This is a genomic window from Rhizobium sp. RU33A (assembly GCF_900156055.1).
GTDB lineage: Bacteria > Pseudomonadota > Alphaproteobacteria > Rhizobiales > Rhizobiaceae > Allorhizobium.
This window is the reverse complement of record NZ_FTMQ01000005.1, coordinates 196648-213918: the sequence shown is the minus strand read 5'-3', so window position 1 is coordinate 213918 and position 17271 is coordinate 196648. Positions and strand designations below refer to the sequence as shown.

At 59.2% G+C, this 17271-nt stretch carries 18 protein-coding genes and 1 pseudogene; 10 read left to right on the top strand and 9 right to left on the bottom strand.

Annotation, left to right across the window (positions count from 1 at the left end; all coding sequences use genetic code 11):
- Window positions 1–133: 133 nt before the first annotated feature.
- The 3 genes and pseudogenes from BW978_RS23815 to BW978_RS18450 form a co-directional block, all read left to right on the top strand.
- Window positions 134–268 (top strand): annotated as a pseudogene (locus tag BW978_RS23815) (helix-turn-helix domain-containing protein); the annotation flags it as partial.
- A 137-nt stretch (window positions 269–405) separates the two neighbouring features.
- Complete coding sequence (locus tag BW978_RS18455) at window positions 406–1206, top strand: alpha/beta fold hydrolase (RefSeq protein ID WP_175616909.1); 801 nt, start codon at window positions 406–408, stop codon at window positions 1204–1206.
- Entirely contained in the window at window positions 1196–2908 is a 1713-nt protein-coding gene (locus BW978_RS18450) for a sensor domain-containing diguanylate cyclase (RefSeq protein ID WP_076397289.1), read from the top strand. Before BW978_RS18455 ends, BW978_RS18450 begins: the two co-directional genes overlap by 11 nt.
- A gap of 19 nt (window positions 2909–2927) precedes the next feature.
- Here the strand turns inward: BW978_RS18450 and BW978_RS18445 are convergent, their stop codons facing one another.
- From BW978_RS18445 to BW978_RS18430, 4 genes are read right to left on the bottom strand one after another with little or no spacing between them, the layout of a single operon-like run.
- Window positions 2928–4058, bottom strand: coding sequence for a site-specific integrase (locus BW978_RS18445; RefSeq protein WP_076397288.1), 1131 nt, complete (start codon window positions 4056–4058; stop codon window positions 2928–2930).
- The gene (locus tag BW978_RS18440) at window positions 4055–4303 is read right to left on the bottom strand and encodes a type II toxin-antitoxin system Phd/YefM family antitoxin (RefSeq protein WP_175616908.1); all 249 of its coding nucleotides are present in this window, start codon (window positions 4301–4303) and stop codon (window positions 4055–4057) included. Before BW978_RS18440 ends, BW978_RS18445 begins: the two co-directional genes overlap by 4 nt.
- 10 nt (window positions 4304–4313) lie before the next feature.
- A complete protein-coding gene (locus BW978_RS18435; RefSeq protein ID WP_076397286.1) occupies window positions 4314–4691 on the bottom strand; it encodes a type II toxin-antitoxin system VapC family toxin in 378 nt (125 codons plus the stop codon).
- A complete protein-coding gene (locus BW978_RS18430; protein ID WP_076397285.1) occupies window positions 4688–4981 on the bottom strand; it encodes a type II toxin-antitoxin system Phd/YefM family antitoxin in 294 nt (97 codons plus the stop codon). Before BW978_RS18430 ends, BW978_RS18435 begins: the two co-directional genes overlap by 4 nt.
- Window positions 4982–5168: 187 nt before the next feature.
- Here BW978_RS18430 and BW978_RS18425 point away from each other — a divergent pair, with 187 nt between their 5' ends.
- From BW978_RS18425 to BW978_RS18415, 3 genes are all read left to right on the top strand, one after another.
- Window positions 5169–6302: an RHE_PE00001 family protein gene (locus BW978_RS18425; RefSeq protein WP_076397284.1), complete on the top strand. Its 1134-nt coding sequence runs from the start codon at window positions 5169–5171 to the stop codon at window positions 6300–6302.
- A 273-nt stretch (window positions 6303–6575) separates the two neighbouring features.
- Window positions 6576–6827, top strand: coding sequence for a FitA-like ribbon-helix-helix domain-containing protein (locus tag BW978_RS18420; RefSeq protein ID WP_076397283.1), 252 nt, complete (start codon window positions 6576–6578; stop codon window positions 6825–6827).
- Window positions 6824–7255: a type II toxin-antitoxin system VapC family toxin gene (locus BW978_RS18415; protein WP_076397282.1), complete on the top strand. Its 432-nt coding sequence runs from the start codon at window positions 6824–6826 to the stop codon at window positions 7253–7255. The genes BW978_RS18420 and BW978_RS18415 overlap by 4 nt, the downstream gene beginning before the upstream one ends.
- A 196-nt stretch (window positions 7256–7451) precedes the next feature.
- Here the strand turns inward: BW978_RS18415 and BW978_RS18410 are convergent, their stop codons facing one another.
- The 5 genes from BW978_RS18410 to BW978_RS18390 all read right to left on the bottom strand — a co-directional run bounded on the left by BW978_RS18410 (window position 7452) and on the right by BW978_RS18390 (window position 12579).
- Window positions 7452–8237 carry an SDR family NAD(P)-dependent oxidoreductase gene (locus BW978_RS18410; protein ID WP_076397281.1) on the bottom strand — a complete coding sequence of 262 codons (786 nt, stop codon included), beginning with the start codon at window positions 8235–8237 and terminating at the stop codon, window positions 7452–7454.
- Window positions 8238–8290: 53 nt separating this feature from the next.
- A complete protein-coding gene (locus BW978_RS18405; RefSeq protein WP_076397280.1) occupies window positions 8291–9241 on the bottom strand; it encodes a sugar-binding transcriptional regulator in 951 nt (316 codons plus the stop codon).
- Window positions 9242–9264: 23 nt separating this feature from the next.
- Window positions 9265–10731 (bottom strand): FGGY family carbohydrate kinase, encoded by a 1467-nt coding sequence (locus BW978_RS18400; RefSeq protein ID WP_076397404.1) that lies wholly within the window; start codon window positions 10729–10731, stop codon window positions 9265–9267.
- Between the two features lie 70 nt (window positions 10732–10801).
- Window positions 10802–11770 carry a transketolase family protein gene (locus tag BW978_RS18395; protein WP_076397279.1) on the bottom strand — a complete coding sequence of 323 codons (969 nt, stop codon included), beginning with the start codon at window positions 11768–11770 and terminating at the stop codon, window positions 10802–10804.
- A complete protein-coding gene (locus BW978_RS18390) occupies window positions 11770–12579 on the bottom strand; it encodes a transketolase (protein ID WP_076397278.1) in 810 nt (269 codons plus the stop codon). The genes BW978_RS18395 and BW978_RS18390 overlap by 1 nt, the downstream gene beginning before the upstream one ends.
- 201 nt (window positions 12580–12780) lie before the next feature.
- On the opposite strand from BW978_RS18390, the gene BW978_RS18385 reads away from it, so the two are divergent.
- From BW978_RS18385 to BW978_RS18370, 4 genes are all read left to right on the top strand, one after another.
- On the top strand, window positions 12781–13755 hold the full coding sequence (locus tag BW978_RS18385) for an ABC transporter permease (protein ID WP_076397277.1): 975 nt from the start codon (window positions 12781–12783) through the stop codon (window positions 13753–13755).
- Between the two features lie 113 nt (window positions 13756–13868).
- A complete protein-coding gene (locus BW978_RS18380) occupies window positions 13869–14804 on the top strand; it encodes a substrate-binding domain-containing protein (protein ID WP_076397276.1) in 936 nt (311 codons plus the stop codon).
- Between the two features lie 21 nt (window positions 14805–14825).
- Complete coding sequence (locus BW978_RS18375; RefSeq protein WP_076397275.1) at window positions 14826–16319, top strand: sugar ABC transporter ATP-binding protein; 1494 nt, start codon at window positions 14826–14828, stop codon at window positions 16317–16319.
- An 18-nt stretch (window positions 16320–16337) separates the two neighbouring features.
- Complete coding sequence (locus BW978_RS18370; protein ID WP_076397274.1) at window positions 16338–17126, top strand: SDR family oxidoreductase; 789 nt, start codon at window positions 16338–16340, stop codon at window positions 17124–17126.
- Window positions 17127–17271 lie beyond the last annotated feature (145 nt).

The following is a 17271-nucleotide window of genomic DNA, read 5'->3' as shown; positions in this document are numbered from 1 at the left end:
ACCGGTGTGGCAGCGTCAAAACCTGTGCCGGTTCTGGCAAGGAGTGTCGGCAGGTCTGTCGAGTGAAGAAGCAGCCGTCGAAGACGGCGTTTCCGGCCCTGTTGGTATCCGGTGGTTTCGGAGTTCAGGTGGCATGCCTCCCACACATCTTTCGCCTGCAGCGGCGCCACTCACGGGCCGCAACCTGACTTTCCGGGAACGTGAGGAAATTGCTTTGGAATGCGCTCGGGGCAGTGGCATTCGTGCCATCGCACGGAAGCTGGGACGGTCGCGAATTAATCTCTTTCAAACCCTCCTTCGATACCCTCTACGCTCGATTGCGAAAAAGCCACATCCTGGCGCGGGAAACTTCAATTTAATGGCATCACGATGACAACATCCCAAAACGCTCTTAAGCGTCATGCCGTGTCCATTGAAGGTACCGGTGATGATCTTGTGGTTTTCGCCCACGGATATGGATGCGACCAAAACGTCTGGCAAAAGGTACGGCCGGCCGTCTCGGCGATGACCAAAACCGTCGCATTTGATACCACGGGAGCGGGACACTCGGATTTGTCTCACTTTCAGCCGTCCCGCCGACATGCTGGTTTAGAGGGATATGCATGCGACCTGATTGATGTCTGCGAAGAGCTGGACGCGCGCTCGATCACCTTCGTCGGACACTCGGTGAGCGCGATGATTGGAGTGATAGCAGCTGTCAAGAAACCGGACCTGTTTGACAGCATGGTGCTGATTACACCTTCTGCCTGTTATTGGAATGACGGAGCGTACCGCGGCGGTTTTGACCGACAACAGCTGGACGGGCTACTGGAGTTGATGGGAAGCAACTTCTCCAACTGGGCCGACGTCGTTGCTCCAATCATCATGAGCAATCCTTATCGACCCGGACTGGCGAGCGAGTTGTCACAGAGCTTTTGCCGATGGAATGAGCCGGCGGCAAAGCATTTCGGGTATCTCACGTTCATGTCGGATTGCCGCAGCTTCCTGTCCTCAGTCAGGCCGGATTGCTTGCTCCTCGAGTGTACTGACGACACGATCGCACCTCGGTCGGCCGTTGCTCATCTCCACGAAGCACTGCCCAGCTCCGGCTTGGTGAAGCTTCAGGCCCAAGGGCACTGTCCTCATGTCAGTGCGCCGGAAGAGACCGTTCATGCAATAACGCGCTACCTTCGCTCGCGAGGAAGGCTAAAGCTCAATGCGGCTTGACACCATGTCCCAAGTATCGATCGAAGACACCGCACCAGTAGGATTGGTCGAAACCGACCTCTTGGGCGGAATTACTCGTGCCAACCAGTTCTTGTGCAATATGCTCGGCATTTCCGGACTGGACGAGCTGGCCGGACAGCCCATTCAGGCGCTGCTCAGCCCGATCTCGAGAACGTTTTTTGAGACCCAACTCCGACATCTTCTGCATCTGAACGGCGAGTTCGCAGAAGTAGCGCTGCAACTGGCAGGTACTGCCTGCTTAGATGTTCTGGTCAGTGCAAAGCGGCATGGATCAAGAATGACCTTTGTCATCTATCCTGCTTCCGCCAGGCGCAATCGCGAGCGTGAGCTTGCTGCAGCAAGGGCGTTGACTGAAACCAAGAACAAGCTGCTGTCGCAGATCGAGACCATGGCCTCTATCGGTGGGTGGACGATTGAGCTGCCCTCGATGCAAGCGACTTGGTCGGATGCCGTGTTCGAGATCTATAATCTTCCCCAGGGGGAGCCGCTGGATCTGGGTCGCGCATTAGATGCCTATCCGGGGCAGGCGCGCCATGAAATACTCTCGCGCATCGAGCGAACTCTGTCCACCGGCGAGCCTTTCGACTACAATTGCGAATTTATCGCGGCAGGCGGGAAGAAGCTATGGGTTCGAACTCTGGCTGAGATCGAGTACTTCGCTGGCAAACCAGCGCGTCTGATCGGAGTTATTCAGGATGTGACGGCGCAACGAGCGTTACAGTCGGAACTGGCGGCAACCCAAGCCCTGCTCCAGACTGCTATGAACGAGATGGCCGATGGTCTAGCGATGTTCGATCAGGTTGGCCGGCTTACCGTCTGGAACAAGCGGTATACATCGCTTTTTCCATATGTGGACGCACAGAGCTGCTACGGTCAAACACTGGCCGAGATCCTGAGCGCCGGTATCCTGAAAGGGGAGATCGCGATCCCTCAGGATGTTACACCGGCGGATTGGGTCGAAGATGAGGTCCAGCGCAGTGCCTCGGCCGAGGCATCAGAATTGTTGTTGAGCAGTGGGCGGTGGGTGTCGAAGACAACCAGCGCTCTACCGGATGGAGGTTGGGTCACACTCTATGCCGACATTACGGAGAAGAAGGCGGCGATTGAGCAGCTGGAGGGGCTAGCTAACAAGGACGGACTGACGGGGCTGGCCAATCGGCGATGCTTCAATGAGCGGCTAGACGCCGCAGTCGAAACAGCCGAGCGCTCACACGAGCCGCTCTCGCTTCTAATGATCGATGTCGACCATTTCAAAGCTTACAACGACACCTATGGGCATCCCGCAGGTGATGACGTTCTGAGAGCTTTGGCCACAGCCCTTCAGGCGTCTTGTCGGGGTGGTGTCGACCTGGTTGCGCGCTACGGCGGGGAAGAGTTCGCGGTCATCATACCAGGAGCCGCGGAAACAGTGGGGCGCAAGACCGCAGACAGGATCGTCCAATCTGTTCGGGAGCTGGATATCCCGCATCTGTCTTCTGACAAAGGACGAATAACGGTCTCGATCGGGGTTTCGACACTGGAACGAGGGTCGATCGGTGACCCCTCAGGCTTGCTGGAAATCGGAGATCAGGCGCTTTACGCCGCCAAGTGCGCCGGACGTGATACCGTGAGAACTGCTGCCTATGGCAGCTTGATGACGCTGGCCGACTCGGCTCCAGCTTCTCAAATGATGATTTGGTGACTCGCATGCATAAGATCTGTTAGTCGAGAATTCGACTCGCACGACCGCTGCGTCTCTGAGCATTGTTGTAGTAGCTAGAGGCCTGCTGGACAGATCGGTGACGGGACTGCTCCATAGCCTCAGATAACGGTATCCCGCGGTTGGCAGCCTCAGTGAGGTAGCCCGAGCGGAGGCCATGGGCTGAAAACTCCTCCGGATTGAGCCCGGCCAGTTTCGCCCGCTGCTTGACGATATCATTGATGGCCTTGGGGTCGAGCGGACGGCGCGAAACATTCCCCCACCGATCAATCGCCCGGAAGATACTGCCCTTGTCGATATTCGACGCCGCAAGCCAGGTGTTTAGTGCATCAACCGGTCGACCGCTGAGATAGACCACTTCATCATTGTCGGCGCCGCTGGTCTTGGTGCGACCGAGATGAATGGAAAGAGAGAGCAGGGGAGGGCTCCCGTCGGGCTGGATCGCCTCTTCCGGCTGCAGCTGCTCGACCCTGAGGCTGGCGATTTCGCTGCGGCGGCGGCCGCCCGAGGCAAAGGTCACCATCAGGATAGCCCGGTCTCTGATATCACTTAGGTTTCCCGTCATGCAGGTAGCGAGCAGCCTCGACAGAATATCCCCTGTGACGGCCTTGGCGCTTTTCCGCTTCCTTGGCCGCGGTGTCGCACGCACGGCTAGACGGATTGCGGACTGGAGGGCAGGAGAACTGAAAAAGCCGTCCAGCCCACGCCATTTCGTCAGCGTCGACCAGGTGGCAAGACGCCGACGCACGGTGTCAGGCGCATGCGGGCCGGGCGATCGAAGCAGTCCTTGAATGCGGAGCTTTTGCTCGACGTCAGCTGGCATGCCGTGATCCAGATCCATTAGGCGCTTTTCGGCATCCCAGAGATGGTGCGCGACGAACTTGAGAAGCAGTGCTTCCGGCGCTGGCCAAGGGAGCGATCGGCCGGTGGCAGCAAGCGACCAAGCCTGTAGATAGGCAAGATCAGACGTCAGGGCTCGCAGGGTGTTTTCGCCCATGCCCTGGTTGACCAGATGGCGCAGCGTCTCGACATCCTGGTCGGTTAGAAGTTCCGCCAGTTCGTCGCGCCGCTCCATCGGCAGCACTGCGGCGATAGTATCGAGGTTCTGGATCCGGCGATCAACCGCACTCATTTGGGCAAGCCGTGTTCATCGTAAAAATCGGAATGGTCGGAGGTTGTGCCAGACGGCACGTTTTTACGGCCCTCCTCTGCCAGAGCAAGGAACTCGTGAAAAGGATCGATATTCCGCGCAATCGGTGTGAGCATTGCGACCGGTCTCTCGTCTCGGCAGATTACGATCTCATCGCCACGCAGTGACAGTTCAATCAATTCCTCAAGCCGCGTTGCCGCTTCCGTTACGTTAACGAGTATTTTCACAGCTTTCTCCTTACCAGACCCTGTCTTGCAGCACGGCATCGAACACCACGTCCGTCGAGATGAGTGCGCAATGCTCTAGCCGTGTCTGCGCGGCAAGGATCCGGTCCCAGGGATCCCGGTGTTCCCAGTCGAAAGCCGCCGCAAGTTCTGCATGCAAGTCACTGATGGCCAGTGTCTGGAAGCCGCTGGAGCTGATAGCGGCGCGCAACTCTTGCGGTTTGAGATCAAGCTTCTTCAGCCGCATCTTGTTGTCCAGTTCATAAAATGAGACGGCGCTGACGAGAACCGTGTTGCTCTTGTCCTCGATTAGGTAGCGTGCATTTGGTGAAAGTCGCGCACTACCGATCGTCCACCAATAGACCGCATGGCTATCAAGAAGAAGCTTCACGAGCGCTTGTCACCGTTGACCGCTTCACCTTGGAAGATTCCGACGTCGTCGTTCCAGTCGCCGGCGTCGATTTCGGTCTGTTCAGGATCATGCTCGTCAAACAGGTCGTCCGGCAGACCCCGCCGCGCCAGCAGTCCGAAAGGTCTCTTGCCGGCGGGATCAGCCGGACCAATACGGGCATAGATCTCATTGCCGCGCATGATGATGATCTCTTCGCCCTGATTGGCGCGGTCGAGAACCTCGGCGAAGTTCTTGCGCGCCTCGCTGATCTTGTAGTGCGTCTGGGGCAACACGGTCTCCTGTCTTCGCTTCGACGGCAAATTACCACTGAAGGTAAACGCGTACAACCGGTTTGTACGTCTGACCTCCGATAAGGGTTACTTATCGGAGGTCAGGGACCCCAGCCTCATTTATGCAATGTACAGAACCGTAATACCCATATAGCTTTCGCTTAACGAATCATTTACCATAAATTCAATGTCTTACGATCTCGCCAGATTGCCCATCCAGAGCCTGCTGCGGCCGATCTCCGAGGCAGCGGTCACTCTTGCCCGTCTTGACGAGCGCATTGGCCGCTCTCCCGTCGGCGAGGGCTTTCTCGAGCGCTCGCATTTCCTCGATGCACATGCCTCGCTCTGGGTCGACGGTGAACTTGTCCATCTCGAGGACCTCGTCCTGCATGACGCGCTTCGAGATATCCGTGCACCCACCCACGAACTCACCATCGCCCGCGACATCCTGAAAACCCGCCGTCGCATCGCCGCCCATCCATCCAGTTGGGCTCTCTCTGCTCAGGGCCTCGCCTCGCTCCGGGGGCAGGCGTGGCCTGCAGCATCATCGGGTGGAGACGGGGAGGGGGTGCCGCATGGCAATGTTGAGGTGAGCGACACTCGGGCTGGGGTAGGGGAGGCCGAAGATCCTGATACCGACGGTCTGAGTGATGCGTTTGCCGCAATCGACGCGGTACTCGCCCGATCCGGTGCTGCGATCGAAGAGGCCAAGAAGCCGGTGCGCGCCAAAAACGCTCCGGAGAGGGATCCCTTCGTCTACGATCTCGATTGGGATGAGGACGAACGGCTTGAGGAGTGGCGGGCCGTCTTGACGCGTGCCCAGGATTTGCCGCCGGTTCTGCTGGCCATCGTGGCGCTCGACGCCTGGAATGAAATCGCCGTACTCCAGCACGCGCCCTGGCTCGGCCGGCTGCTGGCCGCCTCGATCCTGCGCGAAGGCTGTGTGACCACCGGCACTCATCTCGTGGCGATCAATCTCGGGCTGAAGGCCATTCCCGTCGATCGGCGCCGGCATCCTGATCGCGAGACGCGGTTGCTGGCGATTTCAAGGGCGTTGGTGATTGCCGCGGAGACGGGGCTGAAGGAGCATGATCGCCTGGTGCTGGCGCGGCAGATGATTATGCGCAAACTTGAGGGACGCCGGACGTCATCGAGGCTGCCGGAGCTCGTGGAGCTCGCTATGGCCCGACCGCTGATCTCCGCCGGCATGGTGGCGAAGACGCTCAAGGTGACGCCGCAAGGAGCGCGGCGCATCGTGCAGGAGCTTGGTCTTCGCGAGATGACGGGGAGGGGGAGGTTTCGTGCGTGGGGGATTATCTAAGTGATCTACTCTTCGCTTCGGTCGCCCCGAAGCTGTTTTTGAGTTATAGAAAGGCTGGCTATAACTCAAAAAATGCAACTGGCAGAAAAGCCGATTGGGTAAATTTCCGGCATGACGCCGCAAGCCTACTGAAAAGCAGCTCGCAGTTTCGTCCCTTCGTGGGGGAGAAGGTCGGCTCTGGTTTCTCTTCCTGCTTCCCCGCGAGTCACTTGAAAGACGATATCATGTGAACTAAAATGATATCATTATTGTTGGCTTAATGAGGTCATAAAGATGCCGGCGGTTACCATTCGCAATCTTTCTGATGAAACCCACCGTGCGTTGCGTGTGAGAGCAACTCATCATGGCCGGAGCACTGAGGCGGAAATTCGGGCCATCCTCGAGGCTGCTGTTCGGCCCTCTCAGCGCGTAAAGCTTGGGACATTGCTTGTGGATATCGGGCGACAGGCCGACTTGTCCGAGAGCGATGTTGAATCGCTGCAACAGCGCGAAAAGGTGCCAGCTGAACCAATGACTTTCGAATGATCTTGATAGACACTAACGTGATATCAGAGCCTTGGAAGCCGGCTCCGGCTGCACAGGTAGTAGCTTGGTTGGATGCACAGGCAATCGAAACGCTCTTTATCTCGGCGATATCAGTTGCGGAGCTTAGGTTTGGGATCGCATCAATGCCTGCCGGGCGGCGTCAAGCCATCCTACACACCCGTCTTGAGGATGAAGTCCTACCGCATTTCGTTGAGCGTATTCTGCCCTTCACCGTAGGCGCATCGCGGTTTTATTCTGAACTAATGGCAGGCGCGCGAGTATCTGGTAAAGCCATCGGTATGGCCGATGGATTGATTGCGGCTACAGCTGCAGAGAAGGGTCTCGTGGTGGCGACGAGGGACACAAGCCCGTTCAAGGCAGCTGGATTGAAAGTTATCAATCCTTGGGACGGTCAGGACTTCGATTAAGGGTCATTGGTTCGAATCTGTTCAAGGCGGAGGCGCGGGGAAAATTCTTAGGTCGACACATCGCGAACACCCCCACTTTGAGCGATCCATGCGATCTGTTTCATGATTGCCATGGAGGCGAGAGGGCCATTGTAGCGGCTTAAGTTCGCACCAATGCACTTCAAGCCCAGTGAAAGCCGCGACCCTTGCTACTGCCTCACGACATAATCAATCCGCCGTCCACGTTGATTGTCTGTCCCGTAATGTATACCGCATCGGCTGATGCCAGGAACGCGACGAGAGCGCCGACTTCGGCGGGTGTTCCAGCACGGCCCATCGGAATGCCTTCGACCCATTCGGCCATCAGTTCGCCCGGGCCGTAATCGCCCAGCATCTTGCCCCATACACGATCATTGTAGTCCCACATCTCGGTGTGGATGATGCCAGGGCATATCGCATTGACGGTGATGCCTTCTCTGGCGAGTTCCTTGGCAAGGCTCTGGGTCAGTCCCACTACGCCGAACTTCGAGGCGGCATAGTGAGGGGTGTAGATGAAGCCTTGGCGTGCCTGCCCGGAGGCAGTGTTGATCAGGCGCCCCTTCGTACCGCTGGCGCGGAAACGGGCCACGGCTTCCTGACAGCAGAGGAAAACGCCCTTGGTGTTGACGTCGAGGTTGAGGTCCCACTCGCGCTCGCTGAGATCCTCGACTTTGGCGATTGTGATGACGCCGGCATTCTGGACCGAGATGCTCAGGGGCCCGAGACGCCCCTCTGCTTCGGCATAGGCCGCGCGCACGGCGGAAGCATTGGTGACGTCGAGTTGCAGGCCAAGCGTTTCGGCGCCCGTCTCTTCTGCAAGCCGCAAGGCGACGTCTCTTGTGTCAGGCTCAATCGCTGCGATTGCGACCTTGGCGCCCTCTTCGGCAAAGCGGCGGGCAATGCCCAGTCCAATACCCTTGTTGCCACCGGTCACGAAGACGGTTTGGCCGGAAAAACGCTGCATAGTCCTACTCCTCCTATATGCAGCCAATCCGACAGTCCGCCCAGCAGCGGGCGTCAGGCCGTCAGACGAGCCGCTGTGAACTTGTCCGTCACGAGGACGTCGATGATTCCCATTCTGAGGGCACCGGCGATCGCTTCGGTTTTCGATTCTCCGCCAGCAAGCGCCATCACCCTGTCGGCCTTGCGAAGGTCTTCTAGCGAGATCCCAATGACCCGCTCGTTGAGCGGTGTTTCGACCGGCTTACCGTCACGGTCATAAAAGCGGAACGAGATTTCACCGACTGCTCCCGCGTCGTGCAACATTGCCATTTCCTGGCGCGAGAAGACGTTGCCGGAGCGAGCCAACAGTTCAGACGGCTCAACGGCGCCAATACCGATGATGGCAAGCGTCAGACGGCCAAATAGATCCATCGTGCCCCTCACAACCGGGTCAGCCAGCATGACGAGCTTTGCCTCCCGCGACGAGGTGATGCCCTGGACAAGCAGCAGGCGCGGCTCACCGCCGGTAAGCTTTGCAAGCCTTGCAGTGAGCTGGGTGGCATGGGTCTGAACCGTGGCCTCGCCCATGCCGCCTAAGATCTGGACGATGTATTTGGCTCTCCCCGTCTTTAGCGGATGAATGTTGTCGACCATGCGTAGAATGGTCTGGCTCCAACTGGACACCCCGATGATTTCATCCTGCTGCAGGGTGACTTCGACGAAGTGCGCAGCCGCCTCGCCTATGCGGGCCATGATCGCGCCATCGCGGTCTTCCGAACAGTCGATAACGATCGCCTCTGTGAGGCCGTAACGATCACGCAGCGCCATTTCCAGGTCGGCAAAGGTGCCGGGCGGGGGAATAATCGTCGTTCTGACAATCCCCTCCATCTCTGCTCGCTTCAGCATGCGGGAAACGGTCGCCTGAGACATATGCATGATCTCGGCGATCTCGGCCTGCCGCTTGCCCTCGGCGTGATACATCTGCGCGACCCGGGCGATAAGTCGAAGCTCGTTGAGACGTCCCATAAACCCCTCCGGTGGGTGAATTTTTATTCACCCATAGATGAAGTCGGTGAAACGGTCGAGCGGAAGATTGCATCCTGCCAGGTCATCAGACGCCTGCTGACGTCGCTCTCTTTTGCATCGAGTGTCGCCGTCTTACGCGGCAGGGCCTTGATCGCGTCAGGACTGTCCCAAAGGCCGAGGGTTAGGCCCGCGAGATAGGCGGCGCCGAGTGCCGAGGCTTCGGCGGCATCGCATTGGATGACCGGATGGGCGAGAGCATCGGCCACGCACTGCATCAGGAAGCTGTTCTTACTCGGCCCACCGTCAACGAAAAGGCGGCCCAGCGGCGCCGGGGACTGTGCGGCCATGGCCTTGAAGACATCATGGACCTGGAAAGCGATGGAGTCGGTGACGGCCCGCGCCATCTGCGCCCGTGTCGTGTTGAACGTGATCCCGGAAAACAGGGCGCGTGCATCGGCATGCCAATGGGGGGCGCCGAGACCGACAAAGGCCGGCACGAAGCCCGGCCCCTCCGGCTCCGCTGTGCTCGCAAGGTCAACCAGCGCTTGAACATCTGGCAGACCGAGGATCTCCACCATCCATGGCAACGATGCGGCAGAGACAAGGATATTGCCCTCGAAGGCATAGGTCGGAGTGCCGCCGAGCGACCATGCAACTGTCGTGGTGATGCCGTTTTGCGGCGCGATGAAATGCGGCAGTGTCGTCATGATCGACGAACCGGTCCCGAAGGTGACCTTTCCATCGCCGGGCCCGAAGGCGCCATGACCGAAGAGGGCTGCGTGGCTGTCGCCGATTGCCGCGGCAATCGGTATCCCATCCGGCAGACCGGGGACACCAAGGGTCTCACCGAACCGCGAAGCGCTATCGCGAACCTCCGGAAGAAAGGCCTTTGGCACACCGAAAAGGACTGAAAGCTCGTCGCTCCACTCCATCCTGTTGAGATCGAGCAGCTGGCTGCGGGCCGCATTCGACGCATCGCAGGCATGAACCCGACCGCCGCTCAGGCGGTGGATCAGCCAGGCGTCAATCGTACCAAGGCGGATCGGCCTTCCCACAGGTGCGCGGTCGAGGAGCCATTTCATCTTGGGTCCGGGAAACATCGGATCGATCGGAAGGCCGGTCAAAGCCTCGACCCGGGCGGAATGCCCGGCCGCATTCAGCTCGGCGCAGACCGGCGCGCTGCGGCGGCACTGCCAGCTCACAACAGGGCCGAGCGGCTCACCGGTTTCGCCGTCCCAGATGGTCACGGACTCGCGCTGGTTGGAAATGGCAATCCCGGCGATGGACACCGGCGGTGCATTGACCAGGCAGGCGGCAATCGCTTCCAGCACCGATGTCCAGACGCGGTCAGCGCTTTGCTCCACCCAGCCGGGCTGCGGATGCGCGATGCCGACAGGCGATGCCCCGCGCGCCATGATGATACCATCGCTCGAGACAATTACGGCCTTGGAGTTGGTGGTCCCCTGGTCGATGGCAAGAATGGCGGTGATCATGTAGGGCTCCGAAAGCGGTCAGATGCCGCCGTGCTGCGTGCGGCGACATCCTGGAGAGTATTAGCCGTTAGCTGCGCCCGCGTTTGCGCGCCAGCAGTTCTTCGGCAGCGTTTGCCATGGCCTCCGGTGCCATGCCGAATTCGTCGAGCAGGAATTCCGCTGATCCGGTAGGCGCAAAGATACCGGGAACGCCGAGGATTTTCATCGGAACCGGCGCTTCTGCGACGATGACCTCGGCGATCGCGGAGCCGAGCCCACCATAGACCGAATGTTCTTCGGCCGTGAGAATGGCGCCGGTGTCACGGGCTGCAGCTATAACGCTGTCGACATCGATTGGGCGAACGGTCGCCATGTTGAGCACGCGTGCCTCGATGCCACGGGTGGCGAGGATCGCGGCGGCCTTCATGGCGCGGTGGGTCAGGGTGCCGTTGGCGATTAGGGTGACGGCATCGCCGTCGCGCAAAAGATTGGCCTTGCCGGGCTCGAAGACATGGCCCTGAGGCAACAGGTCAGGCACCCCCACGCGCGAGAGGCGCAGGAACACCGGCCCTTCGTAGCAGGCAGCCCATTCAACAGCCGCTGCTGTTTCGATGGAGTCGCAGGGTGCGATGACGGGCAGATTAGGCAGCACCCGCATCCAGGCAAAATCCTCGATCGAATGATGCGTCGGACCCAGTTCACCATAGGCCATGCCAGAGGAGATGCCGACAAGCTTCACATTGGCATTCGAATAGGCGATGTCGGCCTTGACCTGCTCAAGCGAGCGACCGGTCAGGAAGCAGGACGCACCACAGACGAAAGGCAATAGGCCGCCATTGGCGAGGCCAGCACCGACGCCGACCATGTTCTGTTCGGCAATGCCAACATTCACCAACCGGTCCGGCCATTTTGACTTGAACCCGCCGAGCTTCGAGGAGCCGACGGAGTCATTGCAGACAGCAACGACCTTTGAGTTCTCAGCGCCAAGGCGCTCAAGCACTGAGACGAACGCATCCCGGCAGTCATGCAGTTTTTCGGTCATAGTTACGGCGTTCATCACAGCACCTCCGAGAGTTCGGCCAGAGCAATTTTGTATTGTTCGGCGTTCGGCACCTTGTGATGCCAATCGACGCGGTCCTGCATGAACGAAATGCCGTGGCCCTTGTTCGTATGGGCGACGATGCAGTGAGGCTGATTGGAGCGGTGCTGCAGCGCCGGCACGATTTCCGCCATGGCGTTCCCGTTGATTTCAGTGACGTCCCAGCCGAAGGCCTGGAGCTTGGAGCCAAAGGGCGCCATGTTATTGGTGTCGCTTAAGGCGGCACCTTGCTGGAAACGATTGTGGTCGATGATCAGGGTCAGGTTGTCTAGACCGAACTGGGCGGCCGAGGAAATGGCTTCCCAGTTGGAGCCTTCCTGCATTTCGCCGTCGCCGGTCAAAACGTAAGTGCGGTAGGCAGCGCCAGTCAACTTGGCTGCCTTTGCCATGCCAACCGCCACAGGCAGGCCATGACCGAGAGGCCCGGTATTGGTTTCAACCCCTGGCACCTTGTTGCAGTTGGGATGCCCATTGAGACGCGAATGTGGCTTGAGGAATGTTGAAATCTCCTCTTCGGGGAAGAAGCCACGCTTCGCCAGCGTCACGTAAAATGCCAGTGCGACATGCCCCTTCGACAGCACGAAACGATCGCGCTCCGGATGCTTTGGCTGTTCCGGCCAGATCGTGAGGACCTGAAAATACAGTGCCGTCAGGATGTCGATCGCTGACATCTCGCCACCGATATGGCCAGCTCCCGCTTCGTACACCGCCTGAAGATCGCGGAGGCGGATCTGCCTTGCGATGCGGTCGAGATCATTCGGCTGCATGGAAACCTCTTAGTGAATAAATATACCGTAGCTCATATAATTGCATGAGGCGTTTGTCTGTCAAGCAGGAATGGCGAAATTAATTCTGATCGACCGGATGCGTGGGGCAGTTGACAGCCCCCGGAAGCCTGCGCTACGAATTTACAGACAGCAATGAATAATTATACCAGCACCGTTGCTGGAGCAGAATGGGAGGCATGGATGTCGATATCAACGACAGACCAGGAGCGCGGCGCTGGAGCGAGTGCTCTGGCAGCACTGAGGGGGACGACCGGTCCATTGATCGGGCTGATCCTGCTTTGCGTCTTCCTCTCGTTTGCCACCGACAAGTTCATGTCGGCGCGCAACCTGCTGAACATCCTCGACCAGGTGACTGTGCTCGGCATCATGGCGGTCGGCATGACGATGGTCATCATGATCGGCGGCATAGATCTGGCCGTCGGGTCTGTCCTGGCGCTAACGATGATGGTGATGGGCTATCTTGCCAACCAGGTTGGACTTCCCCTGCCTGTAGGGATCCTTCTTGCCCTTGGCGTCGCGGCTGCTACAGGAGCGGTCTCCGGCATATTGATCACTGCGCTCGGGGTGCCTGCCTTCATCGCCACGCTGGCGATGATGTCGGTGGCACGCGGCGTGGCCAATATGATCACTGACGGTCAGCAGATTGTCGGCTTCCCTTCCTGGTTCAGTCTGCTCGCCTACACCCGCTACGGCGGCTTCCTGACCCTTACCGTTGCTGTGATGCTGGTCGTCTTCGTGCTCGGCTGGATCTATCTGCGCTACACATCCGGCGGACGTTCGCTCTACGCGATCGGTGGCAATCAGGAAGTCGCCCGCCTCGCCGGCATCAATGTCAACCTCTACACGATCGGCGTCTATGTCGTGTCCGGCCTGCTTGCTGGTCTGGCAGGCGTGGTGCTTGCGATGCGTCTGGACTCGGTCCAGCCAACTGCAGGCGTTTCCTACGAGCTCGACACGATCGCCGCCGTCGTGATTGGCGGAACGAGCCTGAGCGGCGGCAAGGGTGGTATTCTGGGAACCATCATCGGCGTCCTGATTATCGGCGTGCTTCGGAATGGCCTGAACCTTCTCGGTGTCTCGCCCTTCACGCAGGCCGTCGTCATCGGCGTCGTCATTGCGCTCGCAGTCGCAGCCGAAGCCATCAAGAGGAAGTGACGCTTCGGATCAGTTTGACGGCTTAGCCGTCAGTTCACCGCCAGGCGTGTGCCAGGCAAAACTTCGGTCCTGCGATGGTAGCGGGGGTGCCGAAACAACGGAGGAGATCTACCATGAAACTTAAGACCATGCTTCTGGCCGCCGCAGCACTGGCGACGACTGCTCTTAACCCGCTCGGCGCTTCCGCCGCAGAGGTCAAGAAGATCGGGCTCGCAGTGTCCAACCTGCAGGCCGACTACTTCAACCAGATCAAGATCGGCGTCGAAGCCTATGCCAAGGAGAAGGGCATCGAGGTCATCACTGTTGACGCCAAGAATGACAGCGCGACGCAGGTCAGCCAGGTGCAGGACCTGCTGACACAGGATATCGACGCCTTCATCTATATTCCGGCAGGCGCTGCTGCTGCTGCCGTTCCGACCCGTCTTGCCAAGGAAGCCGGCATCCCTGTCGTCAACGTCGACCGCAATGCCGACGGCGCCCCAGGTGACACTTTCATCGCTACCGACAACGCAACCTCGGCTTACGAAGTCTGCAAGCACATTATTGGCCTTGCCGGTGGCAAAGGCAAAATGCTGATGATCCATGGACAGAAGGGTACGACGCCAGAAGTCGAGCGCACAAAGGGCTGCATGAAGGCGATCGAGGAGAATTCGGGCGTCGAACTGGTGGCTCAGCAGTGGAGCGAACAGTGGTCGCAGGCCGAAGGCCTTAACATCGGCCAGAACCTGCTTCAGGCTCACCCGGATGTATCGCTGATCTTTGCCCAGGCTGACGGCCTGGCTCTCGGTGCCGCACAGGCAGTCAAGGTCTCCGGCGTGTCGCAGCGCGTTTACGTTGGCGGTTTCGATGGCGACACCACGGCTCTGCCAATCCTTGCTGAAGGCGGCTTCGACGCCACCGCAACGCAGCAGGTTCGCGGCATTGGGCGTCTCGCGGTCGACAGCGCCATCAAGCTTGCTGCAGGCGAAACTCTGCCGGCCGAACAGCTGCTTCCAGGCTTCCTGACGACGCCGGAAAACGCTGCGAAGTTCGTTGCCGAGCATCCCTGATTACGACCGGAAGACAGCGCCATGACTGCCAATGACCTCCCTCCCATCCTCTCGCTCCGGCAGATCCGCAAGGTCTACGGATCGCTCGAGGTCCTGCACGGCATCGACCTCGATGTGAGGGCGGGTGAAGTCGTGGCACTGCTCGGTGAAAACGGCGCCGGAAAATCTACTCTTTCGAAGATTATCTCCGGCGCCGTTCAGCCAACTGCCGGGTCGATGACCTGGTTCGGCGCGCCTTATGCGCCAGCCACACCACGCGCCGCCATGGATGCCGGTGTCGGCATGATCCACCAGGAGCTGAAACTCCTGCCACAGTTGTCGATCGCCGAAAATGTCTTCGTCGGCCGCTACCTTACCAAGAGCGGACGCATTGACCGCCAGGCGATGGAAGAGCGTGCCCATGCCGGCCTCCAGAGGCTCGGTCTTGATGTATCTCCCCGACGCCTGGTGGAAGGCCTGTCCACGGCCAAGCAGCAGTTGATCGAAATCGCCAAGGCGATGACACTGAACGCTCGCCTTCTCATCCTCGACGAGCCTACGGCAGCGCTCGGAGGCGAGGAAACGCAGCTCCTGTTCCGTCAGATCGAGCGCCTGAAGGCCGACGGCGTCGGCATCATCTACATTTCACACAGACTTGAGGAAATTCGCCAAATCGCTGATCGGATCGTCGTTATGCGCGACGGTGCCAAGGTGCAGGAGTTTGAAAGTGGCGACGTTCCGGTGCGCACCATTGTCGAGGCCATGGTTGGCCGCTCGTTGGACCGCATGTTCCCCGCCGTGCCTGTTCCGTCCGACGACGTCATGCTCGAAGTGCGCGGCCTGTCCTCTCCATCGGGCACGTTCGGCAACATAAACTTTACGGTGAAGCGCGGCGAAGTCTTCGGCATTGCGGGTCTGGTGGGTGCGGGCCGGACCGAACTCGTTCGCGCGATCACGGGGGCGGACCCGATCGCGACCGGCGACGTGGTGCTCGACGGTGCGGTAATCACTCCGCGATCGCCCAGCGACGCGATCCGCAATGGTGTCGTCCTCGTTCCAGAAGACCGGAAGCTCCAGGGTCTCGTTCTCGAACACTCGATTACCGAAAACATCGGCTACGCCAATTTCGACGCGGTCTCTAAGTCCGGCTGGATAACCTCAAAGCGGCTAAGCCAATTCGCCAACGGCTACATCAAGAAGTTCGGCGTCAAGGGTCGCGGCGAGCAGAATGCAGGCGAGCTTTCGGGCGGCAACCAGCAGAAGGTGGTTCTCGCCAAGTGGCTGGCTAGAAATCCCAGGGTTGTTGTCCTTGATGAGCCGACGCGAGGCATTGACGTCGGCGCTCGCTCATCGATCTACGACACCATCATGGAACTCGCTCGTCAGGGCATAGCCGTCATCGTGGTCAGCTCGGATCTGGAAGAGGTTCTCGGCGTCTCCAACCGGATCATGGTAATGGCTCAGGGAAAACAGGCGGGCATTCTCGACCGCGCGGAAGCCAATGACGTGTCGGTGATGGAACTGGCCACGATCTGAATTGCAGGAGAAATACCCATGTTGGATATGACTTTGAACGCCCCGAAACTCTTCGATCTCTCGGGCAATGTCGCTTTGGTGACGGGGGCCGGCAGCGGCATCGGCCAGCGGATTGCGATCGGCCTTGCACAATGCGGTGCGGATGTCGCGCTTCTCGATCGCCGCACCGATGACGGACTGGCAACGACCGCGCGTCACGTGAAAGCCGCAGGCCGCCGCAGTATCGAAATCGCAGCGGACGTAACACAATCCGCCTCCCTGAACGAGGCCGTTTCCCGGACGGAGGCCGAACTCGGCCCGTTGACGCTCGCTGTCAATGCTGCAGGAATTGCCAATGCCAACCCGGCGGAGGAGATGGAAGAAGCCCAGTTCCAGACGATGATGGACATCAACCTCAAAGGCGTCTTTCTCTCGTGCCAGGCGGAAGCCCGCGCGATGCTGAAAAACGGCCGAGGATCGATCGTCAATATCGCCTCCATGTCAGGCGTGATCGTCAACCGCGGCCTCAACCAGTGCCACTACAATGCATCGAAGGCGGGGGTGATCCACATGTCCAAATCGATGGCTATGGAATGGGTAGGTCGTGGCATCCGCGTCAACACCATCAGCCCCGGCTACACGGCAACCCCTATGAACACCCGTCCCGAGATGGTGCACCAGACCAAGCTCTTTGAGGAGCAGACACCGATGCAGCGGATGGCGACGGTCGATGAAATGGTCGGACCGGCGGTCTTCCTACTTTCCGGTGGCGCAAGCTTTGTCACTGGTGTCGATCTTCTGGTGGATGGCGGTTTCTGCTGCTGGTAGTCGCGACACAATACAAACGTCTCCCAAGCCTGCACGGTGCTATCTGCACCGTGCTTTTTTCGTTTCGCGACCTTCACATACTGACTTGCGACACTCACGCCGGTAATTGCTGTATTTGCTCAGTTTCCTCTTGAAAAACCTATGT